Here is a 15,868-nt window from a genome sequence, read left to right on the forward strand (position 1 = left end):
ATCCGGGACCGGCCGCCGCCTACTGCTTACCTGGCGGTTGTGGTCAGCTGCCGCCAGCGCATGTGCTTAATGGCGGCTAACTTGTAGCGGCCCAGCCACAGCCCCACGGCTGGAGGCCTCGCTGTGCGTACACGCGGTTGGCTATGTCGATCTGCTGCGCCTTTGTGGCGAGGCTGGCGTTGGGGGCGTAGGCGCCGCCGCCGGAACCGATCCAGGTCCGGATGTCGAACTGGAGGCCGCCGTAGTAGCCGTTGCCCGAGTTGATGGACCAGTTTCCGGTTGACTCACACTGGGCGATTTTGTCCCACATGGCCTCGTTCATCATGGCCGGGGCTGCGGCGCCGGTGTTCGTTCCGGCCGCGGTCACGGCCACGGCCGCTGGCTTTGCCTTGGTGCCGACCGTGACCTTTTCAGTGACGGCGGGCACGGAAACCGTTTCGGAGACCAGGGTCCGCGAGGCTTCACGGCCGTCAACCATCACCAGTTTGAAGCTCTTGTCCACCTTGCCGGCCACGCCGGCCTGGGTGACCTCTTTCTCGCCTTTGAAGAGCTCGGCGCTTTCGGTGGTCATGCTGTCGAAAGCAACATTTTCAGTGGTGGCTGCGGTCTGGCTGGTATCCACCCGGGAGACCTTGACCACCATGTTGTTGACCACGTGCGCGTTGCCCGGCTGCGAGGTGCGGTCGTCGACGCCTAGGGTGATGCCGGCGTCCTCCAACACCTGCGCGACGGTCCCCGCGGTGGTGGTGGCCGTGGCGGCCTTACCATCGGCCACAATACTGACGGACTTGGGCGTGGAGATCGATACAAAGGATCCGGCCACAGCGAGCTGGGCGTCCTTCGGGACGGAGACGGAGGAGGCGCTGGCCACCCCGAGTTCGGTCACGAGGCCAGCAACATCCGGCGCCGTGGTGTTTATGGTCTTTTCGGAACCGTCCAGGCTGACCTTCACGGCCTTGGCCATGTTGACGTTTATCACGGTGCCGTTCTCCACTTTGGCGTCCGCCGGGGGCGAGACGCGGTCAGCCGACTTCAGTTCTACGCTTGCGCTTTTTACTACCTGGCCCACGGTGCCGCCGAAGGACTGGACCGAAGTCACGTTTCCATCGACGTTGAGGGTAACGGTTTTGTTATTTCCGACGAAGGCCACGAGGCCCAACACCAGCGCACAAAGCACCACGAGTTGGGTGCCCACCTTGATAAAACTGAACTTGCCGTCCGTTGTGAAGAGCTTGACCACGATTGCCCGTAACTTTAGATCGATCCGGGCACGGGGAAAAACGCAGTAAAATGGCCGGCGCGTGACCCTGGGGACAAGCTCCGGGCACCGTTGCGCCGCCACACTCCGCGCGGCAGGCAGGGGGCATCAAAGCCCTGCCTGGTCCTGCTGCGAATGGAGTGAAATTATCCGAAGGCCTTCCCCGACCCCGGCTAATAGTTCTCTACTGTAACCGTAGCGTTATAAAGCGGCCAAGAATTTTACATACGAAGTATGTTTATCAAGCCATCTGTCGAGGCCGGGATCAGTCCCACGATCCGTACGCCCGCGCGGTATTCTCGCTGATCCGGGTGCAGAGCTCAGCGAGGTCAGTTCCTGTCAATTCGGCCATGGCGCGGACGGTGTACGGCACCATATAGCTGGCGTTGGGACGGCCGCGGTGCGGATGCGGAGTCAGGAACGGCGCATCCGTTTCCACCAGCATGAGGTCCGGGTCTGCCACCGCCAGTGCGGCGCGGAGGTTGGCGGCATTTTTAAACGTCAGGGTGCCGGCGAAGGACATGTTCCAGCCCGCAGCGTTGCAGATCCTGGCGAGCGCCTCATCACCCGAGAAGCAATGAAACACCACCCGTTCCGGAGCCCCCTCCTCGCGCAGGACCTGCACCACGTCGTCGTGAGCGTCGCGGTCGTGGATCTGCAGCGTCAGGTTCAGTCGCTTGGCGATATCGATATGCCGCCGGAACGAATAGCGCTGGTGGGCAAGGCCGTCCCCTTCTGTGCGGAAGAAATCGAGGCCGGTCTCGCCGATGGCCCTGATCCGGGGATGGGCGGCCAATCGCTCAATCTCCGTCAGCGCATCCTCCAGCTCGCCACGCCTGGCATAGTCCGGGGCATCGTTGGGGTGCAGTGCCACGGCGCCCAGCAACCTGCTGTCCAGGTCAACGGCGCGGACTGTGAACCGAGAGGACTCCAGGTCGCAGCCCACCTGGACAGCCCCCTGCACTCCGACGGCCTGGGCCGCATCCATCGCCGCGGCGATCCCCACGGGGCTCTCACCGTCGGGGAAGTCCAGGTGCGTATGGTTGTCCATCACGGGGACCGGCAACGGCTCCGGCGCGGGCGGATAGTCCGGCCGCGCCTGCCGCCCGGCGCTGGCTGGGGTGCCGGCCGCTGCACCGGCTGCGGCCTCAGCGGCAGCGTGGGCTCCATCTTCAGGGTCCGTCCCGACTGCGCGGTAGGCGGCGGGAATCAGCGATTTGCACATCCCTCAAGCCTAGCGGCGGCCGATCCCCGCAGAATTCCCGGAACTCTCTGTCAGCGAGGGCAGTTGTGTTAGTAGGCTGGTACGAACAGACGCGAACGCCCACCGCCGGGCGAAGGCAGGCCTGCTGTCCCGTTCCGGGCGATCCCGGGGCTGAAAGGTTGCAGATGGATTCCCACCGCCGCACCGCTGTCAACGAGGTGACCCCTGCCAGCCGGAACTTTTCCGCCGTGTCGGAGCAAGTGGGCCAGCTCAACGGCCATAAGTCAGCAGCCATGGACAGGGAAGCATTCCACGCGGCCAGCCAGCGAATCCTGGCATCGGTTAACACCGTCATCGACGGAAAGTCGGATGCGGCCAGGCTCGCCCTGACAGTTTTGCTGGCCCAGGGCCATCTGCTCCTGGAGGACGTGCCGGGCGTGGGCAAGACCCTTCTGGCCAAAACCCTGGCCCGGAGCATCGACTGCACGGTCAGCCGCATCCAGTTCACCCCGGACCTGCTGCCCTCGGACGTAACGGGCGTGTCCATCTACAACCAGGCGTCGCGGCTTTTCGAGTTCCGCCCGGGTGCTGTGTTCGCCAACATCGTCATTGGCGATGAAATCAACCGCGCGTCCGCCAAGACGCAATCAGCCCTCCTGGAGTGCATGGAGGAACACCAGGTCACGGTGGACGGCGACTCTTACAAACTCGACGAACCGTTCATGGTGGTGGCCACCCAGAACCCGATCGAGATGGAAGGCACCTACCCACTCCCAGAAGCCCAGCGCGACCGTTTTATGGCACGGATTTCCATGGGCTATCCGGACAAGGACTCCGAGATCGAGATGCTGGAGACTCATCAGGCGACCTCCCCGTTGGCCAAGGTCTCGCCCGTGATCACCGCGGCCGACGTCGCAGCGATGATCGCAACCGTCCAGCAGGTTTACGTATCCCAGGCGGTCAAGGAATACACGGTCTCGGTAGGCCGCGCAACGCGCGGAAGCCCGCTGCTCCGGCTGGGCGCCAGCCCACGCTCCATGCTCCAGCTGCTCCGGGCTGCGAAGGCCACAGCGGCCCTGGACGGCCGCGATTTTGTGCTGCCCGACGACGTCGTCGGCGTGGCGGAATCCGTGCTGGCCCACCGGATCATCCTGGACCGCAAGGCAGCCGGCGCCGGCGAGACGCCGCACACCGTCATCCGGGGCATCCTCTCCCGGCTCCCGGTGAACCAGGAGCCGGTGAAAAACCCGGCCCGGTCATCGGCCCCGCCCGCCGGATTGCGCCGGAACCACTAGGCTGGGCTGTCACATGGCGCTGCGTGACCGACTCCCCCGGCACCTTTTCAGCCAGCGTGGCTGGGGGCTCCTGGCCGCCGGCGCCGTCTGCCTGTTGTCTGCCCAAATCATGGGACGGCGGGATCTGCTGAGTTTGAGTGTTCTGCTCATAGTCCTTCCCTTGGTTTCACTCGCCGGAATCAGGCTCCTCAAGCCGCGATTCCAGGTCTACCGCGAGTTCAACCCGTCCCCGGTGGAAACCTCCGCTGCCACCACGGTTAGGCTCGCCGTGGCACGGACCGGTTCCGGGGGCGGCCGGGCCATCATGGAGGAACGGCTGCCGCCACGGTTCGGGGAATCCCCGGCCTTCCATTTTCCGTCCCGCTCCGCCAAGGGCGGGACCAGCAGGTACGAATATCGTCTGCGATCCACCAAACGCGGACAATACCTGATCGGCCCGGTAACAGCCGAGTTCACGGATCCGTTCGGGTTGTCCCTGCACCGGCGGTCAATTGACGACGGCGACACGCTCACCGTGACGCCCGCCGCCGTCGAGCTTCCCGCGACGGGCCTCGCGGGAGCCCGCGGGAACGACGGCATCACAGCCACGCGAACCCGTGCCAACCCCAGCGACGATGACGTCATGACCCGTGAATACCGCCCGGGCGATCCGATGCGCAGGGTGCATTGGGCCGCGACCGCCCACCACGGCGCCCTGATGGTACGTCAGGAGGAATCCGTCACGACACCGGAGGCCACCGTCATCCTGGACCAACGGTTCGCTGCGTTTTCCGCTGGCCACGGTTCTGGTCTCGGGGGCAGTGCGTCCGCGGACGGCCACGAGATGATCACCAGCGGCACCTTCGAGTGGGCCGTGGTGGCCGCGATCTCCATCTGCACGCACCTGTCGGAGCGCAGCTACGCCCTCCGCCTCCTGGACCCCCGCGGCGAACCCGCGTTCCTCCGTTCCCCGTCCGCGCCGGAACCGGAGGCGGAAGAGTTCAGCGGAGTGTCCGGACTCCAGTCGATCGCCGAAAGCCTCGCTGCCATCCAGCTCTCCGGTCCGCACCATGCTGCCCGGGACCACGGTGGCCAGGATGCCGGACCGGCTGATTTCGACGATCACCTCATGGATAAACTCTCGGCCCACCGGATGCGGGGTCCCCTGATTGCCGTGCTCGGCAGGATCTCGCCGAGCGAGGCCAGAGCCCTTGCTCCGGCGGCGGGTTACGGCGCGAATGCCTTCGCCATCATCGTTTCCGACAGGCCGGCGGATGCCGAGGACTCTTTGGAGGCACTCCGCCGGGGCGGCTGGAGGGCAGTGGCTGTGACAACCTCGATTTCAGTCCCGGATGCCTGGACCCACTTCGACCACGCCGGTGCTGCGCCTGCCACGGCGGCTGCAGACGTGCGCCGCGGAGCGGGGGTGGGGCGGTGACGCTGGCACCGGGACGCAACGTTTCCCGCGACAAGGCAGCAACGGGTACCCCCGGACAAGTCCCGGCACCGACGCGGGTTGGGGCGTACCCCTGGGCCATGGCCGGGGCTGTGGCGCTATCTGTTGCGGGCGCCGCAATTTCCCTCAACGGCGTCCTGCGCGGCTGGGCCTGGTACTTGCCCATCCTGACCACGGTAGTGGTGGTCTGCCTGTCCATCGCCGCGCTCCGCGCACTGCGGGCCCAACCCCTGATGGTGGCAGCCGGCGGCTTTGCGTCGCTGATCGCGGTTCTAACACTGACGTTCTTCCGGAGCACGGGCATTGCCGGTTTCATCCCGTCCGGGGCAACCCTGGCCGAAGTGGACAGGTTCATCAGCCGTGCGAGCGAGACGGTCCTTGCGGAAAGTGCCCCGGTGGCTCCGAATGCAGGGATCGTGATGGTCTGCTGCGCAGCCCTGGGCCTGACCGTCATCCTCATCGATGCGCTGGCCGTGCCGCTTGGCATGCCAGCAACAACCGGGCTGGGCCTTCTGGCCATTCTGGTGGTCCCCGCCACGGTGAAGCCCCAGAGCGTCGGGGTTTGGGGCTTCATTGCCACGGTAGCCGGATATCTGCTGATCCTCGCGTGCAGCCAGTGGTTTGCGCCGGATTCCCGCACATCAGCCGACAGCGGCCGGAATCCCGGCCAGCTGCGTCGGGCCGTGCTGACCGGAACCGTGGCGCTGGTGGCAACCCTGGCGGTGCCGGCGGCGATTCCCGGTTTCGAGCACGGCACGTTTCCGCAGGGCGCCCGGCTGAACCCTTGGGGCGCCGGCACCGGCCTGAATCCCATGATTACCTTGGGAAACAGCCTGCGGGCACCAGCCGGCAGCGGGCGGATCACTTATGCCACCAATGCGTCCGGGTCGCTCTATCTGCGGTCCGTCACTGTTGACAATTTCGACGGCGAATCCTGGGGACCTGATGACCGGGACGCCGAGCGCCGCCCCGTGGCCGGACAGCTTGAGACGGGCTACGAGATCGTCGCCGAGGAGCAACTCCGCCAGGTGACTGCCGTGGATACGGGCACGTTCACCAGCCCGTATCTGCCGTTGCCGTATGCGCCTGAGTCAATCCGCGGGCTCAACGGCTCCTGGACGTGGGACCCGGCCACGCTGGCCGTCAAGGGGTCCAACAGCAACTCGCGGGCACAGCAATACATTGTGGTGTCCTCGACGCCTAAGCTCACGGCCGCACTGCTGCAACAGTCATCGCAGGCCGTGCGGGGAATCCGTGATGATTTCACCAGGGTTCCCGGCAACGTCCCGGACATAGTCCGGAGCACCGCTGCCACGGTGACGGCGTCCAGCGACACGCCCTTCGCCAAGGCCATGGCCATCCAGAAATACCTTCGGTCGGGTGAGTTCACCTATTCACTCCAGTCACCTGTCCAGGGCGGCTATGACGGGAATGGGCTTTCGGTGCTGGCCGATTTCCTGACCCAGAAGAGCGGTTACTGCATCCACTTCTCGTCCGCGATGGCTGTAATGGCACGCTTGGAGGGTATCCCCAGCCGCATCGCGGTGGGCTACGCGCCGGGCCGTACCACCGGTTCCACGGTGTCCGTAACCGGGCAAGGTGCACTGCCCCAGTATGAGGTGGACGCCCGGGATGCCCATGCCTGGCCCGAACTCTACTTCCAGGGACTTGGGTGGGTGCCGTTTGAACCCACCCCGTCGCGTGGTGTCATACCCGCGTACGCCACGGAAACCAACAACCCGGGTAGCCCCGGGTCGCTGGAAAACAACGCCGACCTCCTTCCGGGCACAACAGCCCCGGCCTCCACACCGGGTGCTTCGGCCGCGCCCCTCCCCGGTGCAGGTGGCGGCGATGGGGACGTGGGGCCGGTGCTCCTGCCGTGGCTGCTCGGGACGGCGGCCGCGCTTGGCCTTGTCCTTTTGGCGGCCTCGCCACGGCTGGTGAGGATGGGGCGGCGTGCACGGCGGCTCCGCACCGAGGACCGGGCCCGGGAGGACGCGGTTCCGCTGGCGTGGGCTGAAATCCGCGACCTCGGAACTGACTACGGCCTGCCACCGGAATCCAGCGAAACAGCCCGGACGTATTCCGCACGGCTCCGCCAGTCATCGCTGCTCGGCGAGAGCGGTGGAATGGACGACGCCGCGCATCAGGCCATCCGCAGCCTCACCTCCGACTTCGAACGCCGGCACTACGGGCCGCCTGTCCAGGACCCAGCAGGCCGCGGCAGGACTGGGGCGATTGCCCCGCGCATCGCGGCGGTACAGCAGTCCTTGCGAGCCAACGCCTCACTCCCCCGACGCCTCCGTGCCGACTGGCTCCCGCCGTCCGTTCTGGGCCTGTGGGCCTGGCTCCTGGTCGCCCCGTTTAGGGGGTTCAACCGTCTGGCACGCGTGATGGCAAAAGCCGCCGCACGCTCCTGGTCGAGGGCGCGCGACCGCTTGTTCCGGCCGCGGGGCAGCCAATAGCAGCCAGCTGCTGTTGGCTGCCCGCAGGCGCTGGAGGACCCATCTGACCGGAGGATAATCCTGTCAGCCGGAGGATTGGTCCGTTCAGCCGGCGTAGGGGTCCGCGATGCCGATGTACTGGGTGTAGAGATATTCCTCGATGCCCTCGAGGCCGCCTTCACGTCCCAGCCCGGACTGCTTGACGCCGCCGAACGGTGCGGCGGCGTTGGAGATGACGCCGGCGTTCAAGCCCAGCATGCCGGTCTCGAGCCGTTCGCCCATCCGGATGCCGCGGTTCAGGTCGCGCGTGAACACGTATGCCACCAGCCCGTACTCGGTGTTGTTGGCCAGGCGGACCGCTTCGTCCTCGCTGCCGAAGGTGATGATCGGTGCGACGGGGCCGAAGATTTCCTCGGACAGGATCCGGGTGCCTTCGGTGACTCCGGTGAGGATGGTGGGCGGGTAGAAGTAGCCTGGGCCTTCGGCCGGGGCGCCGCCCAGGACAGCTTTGGCGCCGGAGGCGACGGCGTCGGCGACAAGTTCGTGGACCTTGTCCCTGCTCTTGGCGTCGATCAGGGGACCGACCTTGGATTCCGGTTCCGTGCCGCGGGCGGTGGTCATTTCGCCCATTTTCGCGGCGAACTTCTGGGCGAATTCGTCGGCGACGGATTCGTGCACGATGAACCGGTTCGCGGCGGTGCAGGCCTCGCCCATGTTCCGCAGCTTCGCCAACATGGCACCGGCGACAGCGGCGTCCAGGTCCGCGTCTTCGAAGACCACGAACGGGGCGTTGCCGCCAAGCTCCATGGAAGTCCGCAGCACAGTCTCGGAGGCATCGGCGAGCAGGCGGCGTCCTACCTCGGTGGAGCCGGTGAAGGACAGCTTGCGCAGGCGCTGGTCCTTGATCAGCGGGCCGGTGGTTGCGCCTGCAGTGGACGTGGGAATGACGTTCAGGACTCCGGCGGGCAGGCCCGCCTCCTGCATGACGGCGGCGAACAGTTGCGAGGTCAGCGGCGTGAGGTTGGCGGACTTCAGCACCATGGTGCAGCCGGCTGCCACGGCGGGGGCGATCTTGCGCGTGGCCATGGCCAACGGGAAATTCCACGGCGTGATCAGCAGGCACGGGCCCACCGGCTTCTTGGTGACCAGCAGGCGGGACTTGCCATCGGGCGAGACCGAGTAGCGGCCAAACGCGCGGACGGCTTCCTCGGAGAACCAACGCAGGAACTCGGCGCCATACGTGACCTCGCCCCGGGCCTCCGCCAGCGGCTTGCCCATCTCCATGGTCATCAGCAGCGCGAAGTCCTCGGCACGCGCCGTAACCATTTCAAAAGCACGGCGGAGGATTTCACCGCGTTCACGGGCCGGAACCCTCGCCCACGATTCCTGCGCGGCGGCGGCCGCGTCCAAAGCAGCCTTGCCGTCTTCGGGGCCGGCGTCAGCGATGCTGAGGAGCGCCTTCCCCGTCGCGGGGTCTTCGATGTCGAACGTCTTGCCTGAAGCCGCCGGGCGCCATTCGCCGTTGATCAGCAGTCCGGTGGGAACAGAGGCCAGCAGCGCGCTTTCGCGCTCCGCGGTAACAGCTGGCAGTGCGGTGACAGTCACGTTGACTCCCTCGTCAGTAAGGTTTGGTGCAGCCACTACACAGGCCTGGTGGCCTGCCTTCCCGGCTGATTTACTGTCAGACTACCGCCCTGGCCGCCAGAGGGTCTACGCCTGGAAGCACTACAGATACCAGACAGTGTTGTGCAGCTGCACAGCTGATTTTTCGCTTGCTCAGCGTGCCGCGAGGACTGCCGCGTACAGCTCCCGCTTGCTGACGCGGACGTCCTCAGCGACGGCGGCCACAGCTTCCTTCAGTCGGATTCCCTGGGCCACCAACTCGTTGACGGCCGCTACGTGGTCTTCGGGGGTCCCCGGCGCCTGCTCGGGAGCGCCGCCCAGCACCACGGCAATCTCGCCGCGGACCTCATTGCCTTCGGCCCACAGCAACAGTTCCCCGACCGTCCCGCGGATGACTTCCTCGTAGGTCTTGGTCAGTTCGCGGCAGACGGCGATCCGCCGCTCGGCACCGAAGCGCTCGCGCAGCGCCCGCAGCATCGATTCCAGGCGGTGCGGGGCCTCAAAAAACACCATGGTCCGGCGTTCGGCCGAAAGGTCCGCCAACCGCGACGCCCGTTCGCCGGCTTTGCGGGGCAGGAACCCCTCAAAACAGAATCGGTCGGTGGGCAGGCCGGAAAGAGCCAGGGCGGTCAGAACCGCAGACGGGCCCGGAACGGCTGTCACGGTCAGTCCCGCGGCCACAGCTCCTTCCACGAGCCGGAACCCCGGGTCCGAAACCGAAGGCATGCCGGCGTCAGTGACCATCACCAGGGTTTTGCCGGCCCGGACGTGCTCCAGCAGCTCCGCGGTCTTAGTGGCCTCGTTGTGCTCGTGGTAGCTGATGACCCGCCCGGCGACGGTGACTCCGAGGTTCTGGACCAGGCGGTGCAGGCGCCTGGTGTCTTCGGCGGCCACGATGTCCGCCGTACCCAGGAGTTCGATCAGGCGGGCCGACGCGTCGCCGGCATTGCCGATGGGCGTCGCCGCCAGCACAATCCGGCCTGGCCCCGTGGCAACTGGTGCCGCTGCAGCCGGGTCCGCTGTCACCAGCGCCCCTGCCGCAGGCTCCTCCCCGGCGGCAACGGAAGGTTCTGCAGGGCGGGAATCGGCGAAGGTGCTGGGGTTAGGGTCCACTCCCCCAGCGTACTGCTGGCAGGCGGCCCAAGCTGCAAAAGGTACCATGGGGCTCGTGACGCAGACCTCTATGCGGCCTGCCGAGGCAGGCCAAACCAACCAGCCGGAACGAGGCCCCTGGATCGCCCGTCCGGCGAACGTCTTCTTCGCTGCAGCCCTTCGCGAGCGCCTGATCGGAAGCACCCGCGGCTGGCGGGATTACCCGCCGTCGCTGCGTCTCTGGTTCTGGCTGGTTCCTGCCCTGATCTCCGCGATCGGGGGCGTACTCCGCTTTGTGCGGCTGGACACGCCGCACAGCCTGGTCTTCGATGAAACGTACTACGTCAAGGACGCCTACTCCTACCTGGTCAGCGGCTACGAACGGGGCTGGCCGGACAAGGCCAACGACTCATTCAACGCGGGTAACCCGGCCATCCTCCTAGACACTCCCGAGTACGTGGTCCATCCGCCCGTGGGCAAATGGATGATCGCCGGTGGCATGTGGCTGTTCGGGGCTGATAATCCGTTCGGCTGGCGGTTTGCGGCCGCACTCACCGGGACCCTGTCCGTCCTGCTGCTCACCCTGATTGCGTTGAAACTGTTCCGCTCACTGCCGCTGGCTGCCGCCGCGGGCCTGCTGCTCGCCGTCGACGGCCACCACCTGGTGATGTCACGGACATCACTCCTGGACATCTTCCTGATGTTCTGGATCCTGGCGGCCTTCGGAGCATTGCTGCTGGACCGCGATGACGGTCGACGGCGGCTGGCCGCGCGGCTCGGACGGCTCGCGGCCGCGTCCCCGAAGGGCCAGCCCTCACCCAGTCAGCTGCTGGCGGGGCCATGGCTGGGGATCCGCTGGTGGCGTCTCGCCGCAGGCGTGTGCATGGGCCTCGCGGTGGGCACCAAGTGGTCGGGCCTGTTTTTCCTCGCCGGCTTCGGGGTGCTGACGGTCCTGTGGGACCTCAATGCACGGCGCGTCGCGGGAATCCGCGGTTGGGTCAGCGGCGGAATCATCAAGGACGGGCTCCAGGCCTTTGCCAGCATGGTTCCGGTTGCCGTGGTGGTCTACGCCGCCACCTGGACGGGCTGGTTCCGTTCCGAGGGCGCCTACTTCCGGCAGTGGGCCCGGAGTAACCCCTCGGCGGAGTGGGGCTGGCTGCCTGACTCCTTGCGTTCCCTGGCGCATTACCACCTGGAGGCCTACAAGTTCCATCAGGGGCTGGGCTCCGAACACCCCTATGAGGCAAGTGCCTGGAGCTGGCTGGTGATGGGCCGGCCGACGTCGTTCTTCTACCAGACACCGGAGCAGGGCGTTCCGGGATGCGACGTGCCCAACTGCGCCTCTGCCATCCTCTCGGTGGGGAACCCGATGATCTGGTGGGGAGCGGCCATCTCGCTGGTGGTCCTGCTGTTCTGGTGGGCAGGGCGCCGTGATTGGCGTGCAGGCGCGATCCTCGCGGGTGTGGGTGCCGGCTATCTGCCGTGGTTCATGTACCCGGAGCGGACCATGTTTTTCTTTTACGCAGTCTCCTTTGAGCCTTTCCTGGTGCTCGCGCTGGTGTATTGCCTGGGCCTTGTCCTGGGCCGGGACACCGACCCCCTGTGGCGCCGGCGCTCCGGTGTTTATCTGGTGGCACTCTTCGTCGCCGGGGCAGTCCTGCTGTCCGCTTTCTTCTACCCTGTGTGGACGGCGGAGACCATCCCCTACCAGGAATGGCGCTTCCGGATGTGGATGCCGTCCTGGATCTAAGGCAGGATTGCATCAGACCCTGACCAGCCGCGAACTGCGTTAAGGCAGCGGAACGGAGACGCCACCCGTGCGGGAAGCAAGCACAAAACTCCTGGTGGAACTGGAGCCCGGCAGCAATGTCACCGATCTCCTGCGCCAGCGGGAGGCCGCAAACCCGTCCCACGCCCTCTACGCGCGCAAAGGCCCCAACGGCTGGACCGACGTTCCGGCGCAAAAATTCCTGCACGATGTCTGTGCCCTCGCCAAAGGACTGATCGCCGGCGGCCTGGAGCCGGGCGACACCGTGGCCGTCATGTCCGCGACCCGCTATGAGTGGGCCCTGGTGGACTTCGCCATCTGGTTTGCCGGCGGCGTGAGCGTCCCCATCGACGAGACCTCGACCCCCGGCCAGATGGAGTGGATCCTGCACCACTCCGGCGCGCGGCGGGCGTTCGCACAGGACCGCGGCAAGGTGTCGCTTATTACAGGCATCCTGGAGACCTCCACTCTGCTCAAGGACCGGCTGGTCACCGTGGTGAGGATGGATAACGACGGCGACGCCCCGAACCTCGCCAGCCTCTCGGCTGCCGGAATGGGCGTCACGGATGCCGAGCTGGAACGCCACCGCTCCGCCGCGGACCTGGACGACGTCGCGTCCCTGGTCTATACCTCCGGGACCACGGGACATCCCAAAGGCTGCGAGATCACCCACGGGAACTTCGCGCTCGTGGCCGTCAACGCTGTTGCCTTTCTCCCGGACGTCATCAAGGCGCAGAATGCGCGCACCCTGATGTTCCTGCCGCTGGCCAATGTGCCCGCCCGCGCCGCCCAGGTTGCGTGTCTCCACGCCGGTGCCACCGTGGGCCATATCACCGGTCCCGCTGATCTGCCGGCGGATCTGGGCACGTTCAAACCCACGTTCCTCCTGGCGGTGCCCCGGATCTTCGCGAAGGTCCGGGCGGAGGCCGCGCACCAGGCTGCCGGGTCAGTAAAAGCCGGGATCTTCGCGGCAGCGTCGGCCGCCGCCGTCCGCTTCTCCACAGCACAGGACAACGCTGCCCGCGGCCGGGGCAGCGGACCGGGACTGGCGTTGCGGGCGCGGCATGCCGTCTTTAACGGGCTGGTGTACCCGAAGCTCCGCCAGCTTCTGGGCGGCCGGGTCCGCTACGCGGTATCAGGCTCGGGCCCCTTGGCGCCTGGGGACGCGCACTTCTTCCGCGGTGCCGGGATCCGGGTTCTTGAGTGCTATGGGCTGAGCGAAACAACGGCGCCCTGCACGTCCAACACGCCCGCCCGGACCAAGGTGGGAAGCGTGGGCATCCCCCTGCCGGGCACCACCATCCGCGTGGCCGAGGACGGCGAAGTGCTGGTCAAGGGGATCGGCGTGTTCAAGGGTTACCACGCCAACGAAGCCGCCACCGCACGGGCCTTCGTGGACGGTTTCTTCAGGACCGGAGACCTCGGCGAGCTGGACCCTGAGGGCTTCCTGACCATCACGGGCCGCAAGTTGCGGACCGCTAAGTCCGAGGGCTGGGAAGTCGCTTAGGGCTGCACCTCAGCGGCGTCCTGGTCATCCTTGGCCAGCCCGCGACGGCGGCGCGTGGGCCAGGTGAGGATGAGCGTCACAAGGGCTGCCAAGAGGACCAGCGCGGCGATGACAATGCCGGCATCGATCCAGAACTGGCCCGGGAACAGCCTGATCAGGGTGTCTTCCAGGGCGAACGTCCAGGAACCGCTGGCGAAGAAGATCCGGTGGAACTCGGTGAAGAACTGTTGCCAGCCGAGCACGGCCAGCGCGCCGAGGCCCAGGATGATCGCCAGCGCAACGATGGATCCTGCGAATAGTCCGCGGCGCACTCCGCCGGTGCTCCGGCGGCGCAGGTACGCGATGGCCACGAGGCTGAGGACAATCAGGAGGGCTCCCCCGCCAAAGGCCGAGAGGATGACAATTTTCACGTCGGCCATGTGGCTGACTTCGCCGTCCTTGAAAAGGTCCCCGCCGCTGCGGTTGACCAGGTCGCCCAGGTACCGCGGCCCCGCCCAGTCGCTGAGGTAGTCAACCGCGTAGGAGCCGTAGGTCATCCTGTCGTCGCTACTGAAGCCGTACCCGTCGCCGGGGAACCCGGGCCGGTTGTACTCGGTCCACAGGAACAGCGGGCTGGTGACCGCACGAACGGCAAGCACCAGCAGGATCACGGGGTAGAAAAGGGCCAGCAGGATTTGCCAGATGCGCGGAGCCACGGGCTTGGCGTTGGCTGCGCTCTCGCGCTCTGCGTTGCGGCGTTCCACTTCCTCCTGCGGCGGACGGACCTGCAGGGCTGACGTGGGGAGCGGCTCGCTGAAGTGGGCACCGCTTCGGATGGCGCCCTGCGCGGACGGTGCTTTACGCAGTGACTCTTCTACGGAAGGAACGACGGCGGGAGGTTCGACGGCGGCCTCCGCGGCTTTTCGGCCGGCGCGGCTTTCGGGCTGGTTGACGACGCCCTGAACGGAACCGGAACTACCAGCCGGGGACGCCTCGGGAGTGCTGGAGCCGGAGTCATTCAGCCAGGCAAAAGCCGGTTCGTCCGTATCCGATGAAGTATCCAGGTCCGGATCCGGCTGCGGCTCCGTGCGTTTGGCAGGGGTCGGAGAATTGTCATTCACAGCAGCGTCACTTCCGTTGGGGTCCGCGCTGCCGGCTCTGATCCGGGCAGCGCCGTGTATCTGATCTTGAGCCTACCGCCCGCTCCTGCACGAGGGCGAGGAGCCACCCCGGCGCCAGTGGATTCATACGGCGATTTCGCTGTATCCGGCGTCACCGGCCAGCAAATCGCCGCGTTCACCGGCGTCATAGGCCCGCCGTCCCCACACCAGGACGTAACTCCAATACGCGGCCAGTACTGCCACTCCGATGCCGATCTTGGCCCACACCGGAAGTGGACTGGGCGTGACAAAGCCCTCCACCAATCCGGAGACGAACAGCACCAGCGCTAAGCCCAAGGCCACGGTGATCAGCGATCTGCCTTCCTCCGCCACGGCCCGTCCCCGCGTCCGCGGTCCCGGGGACACCATGGCCCAGAAGATCCGTAAGCCGGCAGCGCAGGCAATAAAAACAGCGGTGAGTTCCATCAGGCCATGCGGCAGGATGTAGGTGTAAAACACACCCTGTTGGCCCACTGCAGCGAAGACTCCTGCAGCAATCCCGACGCTCTGGGCGTTCGTGAACAGGATCATGGGTACCCAGATGCCGGTGATGCCCAGGGCCACCGCTTGGGCGCTGATCCAGGCGTTGTTGGTCCAGACGGCCCCCGCAAACGAGGCCGCAGGGTTTTCCGAATAGTAGTCAATGAAGTCTTCCTCGACGTACTGCCGGACCGCAGCCTCCGAGGCAACGGACCGCAGGGCATCCGGGGACGTCCCGATCCAGAGCGCGTAGGCGCCGGCGACCAGGACAAATGCGGCGCCGCAGGCCACCGTCAGCCACCGCAGGCGGTACAGGGCTGCGGGCAGGGCAACCACGAAGAAGCGGGCCAGGTCCGCCCCCACGTTGGACCGCGCGCCCGTGAAACGGATCCGGGCCTGGGCCAGCGTGGCGGACAAGGAGGCGGACAGGCCGCTCTCCGGGGCAATGGACCGGATGAACGAAAGATGCGCCGACGTCGACTGGTAGAGGCGCAGCAGTTCGTCGGCCTCCTCGCCACTGAGGCGCCGCTTATGGGCGAGCTGGTGCAGCCTTGACCACTTGTCCCCGTTCGCGGCGGAGAAGGCATCCATATCCACGGCAACAGCCTAGCCGCCATAGACTG

Annotated in this window: 10 protein-coding genes and 1 pseudogene; 5 read left to right on the forward strand and 6 right to left on the reverse strand. The window is 66.4% G+C overall.

The window, feature by feature from the left end:
• Positions 1–76: 76 nt before the first annotated feature.
• Together QK290_RS03005 and QK290_RS03010 are read right to left on the reverse strand one after the other, a co-directional pair.
• Positions 77–1,240 carry a resuscitation-promoting factor gene (locus QK290_RS03005; RefSeq protein ID WP_282329240.1) on the reverse strand — a complete coding sequence of 388 codons (1,164 nt, stop codon included), beginning with the start codon at positions 1,238–1,240 and terminating at the stop codon, positions 77–79.
• A 283-nt stretch (positions 1,241–1,523) separates the two neighbouring features.
• Positions 1,524–2,483, reverse strand: coding sequence for a TatD family hydrolase (locus QK290_RS03010; protein WP_282329241.1), 960 nt, complete (start codon positions 2,481–2,483; stop codon positions 1,524–1,526).
• 164 nt (positions 2,484–2,647) lie between these two features.
• Between QK290_RS03010 and QK290_RS03015 the strand changes: the two genes are divergently transcribed.
• The 3 genes from QK290_RS03015 to QK290_RS03025 are packed head-to-tail and all read left to right on the forward strand — an operon-like array spanning position 2,648 to position 7,657.
• Complete coding sequence (locus QK290_RS03015) at positions 2,648–3,757, forward strand: MoxR family ATPase (protein WP_282329242.1); 1,110 nt, start codon at positions 2,648–2,650, stop codon at positions 3,755–3,757.
• 13 nt (positions 3,758–3,770) lie between these two features.
• Positions 3,771–5,174 (forward strand): DUF58 domain-containing protein, encoded by a 1,404-nt coding sequence (locus tag QK290_RS03020; protein ID WP_282329243.1) that lies wholly within the window; start codon positions 3,771–3,773, stop codon positions 5,172–5,174.
• Positions 5,171–7,657 (forward strand): DUF3488 and transglutaminase-like domain-containing protein, encoded by a 2,487-nt coding sequence (locus tag QK290_RS03025; RefSeq protein WP_282329244.1) that lies wholly within the window; start codon positions 5,171–5,173, stop codon positions 7,655–7,657. Before QK290_RS03020 ends, QK290_RS03025 begins: the two co-directional genes overlap by 4 nt.
• An 84-nt stretch (positions 7,658–7,741) precedes the next feature.
• On the opposite strand, the gene QK290_RS03030 is transcribed toward QK290_RS03025, so the two are convergent.
• Both QK290_RS03030 and rsmI read right to left on the reverse strand, forming a co-directional pair.
• A complete protein-coding gene (locus QK290_RS03030) occupies positions 7,742–9,241 on the reverse strand; it encodes an NAD-dependent succinate-semialdehyde dehydrogenase (RefSeq protein WP_282329245.1) in 1,500 nt (499 codons plus the stop codon).
• A 171-nt stretch (positions 9,242–9,412) separates the two neighbouring features.
• Positions 9,413–10,288, reverse strand: a complete 876-nt coding sequence (gene rsmI, locus QK290_RS03035; protein WP_282329358.1) for a 16S rRNA (cytidine(1402)-2'-O)-methyltransferase — start codon at positions 10,286–10,288, stop codon at positions 9,413–9,415.
• Between the two features lie 130 nt (positions 10,289–10,418).
• Between rsmI and QK290_RS03040 the strand changes: the two genes are divergently transcribed.
• Together QK290_RS03040 and QK290_RS03045 are read left to right on the forward strand one after the other, a co-directional pair.
• On the forward strand, positions 10,419–12,101 hold the full coding sequence (locus QK290_RS03040) for a phospholipid carrier-dependent glycosyltransferase (RefSeq protein ID WP_282329246.1): 1,683 nt from the start codon (positions 10,419–10,421) through the stop codon (positions 12,099–12,101).
• Positions 12,102–12,168: 67 nt separating this feature from the next.
• Positions 12,169–13,587, forward strand: a pseudogene (locus QK290_RS03045) (AMP-binding protein); the annotation flags it as partial.
• A 35-nt stretch (positions 13,588–13,622) separates the two neighbouring features.
• Here the strand turns inward: QK290_RS03045 and QK290_RS03050 are convergent.
• Both QK290_RS03050 and QK290_RS03055 read right to left on the reverse strand, forming a co-directional pair.
• Entirely contained in the window at positions 13,623–14,726 is a 1,104-nt protein-coding gene (locus QK290_RS03050; protein ID WP_282329247.1) for a TIGR01906 family membrane protein, read from the reverse strand.
• Between the two features lie 123 nt (positions 14,727–14,849).
• On the reverse strand, positions 14,850–15,842 hold the full coding sequence (locus tag QK290_RS03055) for a stage II sporulation protein M (RefSeq protein ID WP_282329248.1): 993 nt from the start codon (positions 15,840–15,842) through the stop codon (positions 14,850–14,852).
• Positions 15,843–15,868: the final 26 nt, after the last annotated feature.

This window comes from Pseudarthrobacter sp. AL07 (genome assembly GCF_029960665.1).
In the GTDB taxonomy this organism is placed as follows: Bacteria; Actinomycetota; Actinomycetes; order Actinomycetales; family Micrococcaceae; genus Arthrobacter.

Excerpts from the sequence above, each read along its gene's own strand:
- QK290_RS03010 (WP_282329241.1), bottom strand. The coding sequence starts at position 2,483 with ATGTGCAAATCGCTGATTCCCGCCGCCTACCGCGCAGTCGGGACGGAC.
- QK290_RS03015 (WP_282329242.1), top strand. The coding sequence starts at position 2,648 with ATGGATTCCCACCGCCGCACCGCTGTCAACGAGGTGACCCCTGCCAGC.
- QK290_RS03020 (WP_282329243.1), top strand. The coding sequence starts at position 3,771 with ATGGCGCTGCGTGACCGACTCCCCCGGCACCTTTTCAGCCAGCGTGGC.
- QK290_RS03040 (WP_282329246.1), top strand. The coding sequence starts at position 10,419 with ATGGGGCTCGTGACGCAGACCTCTATGCGGCCTGCCGAGGCAGGCCAA.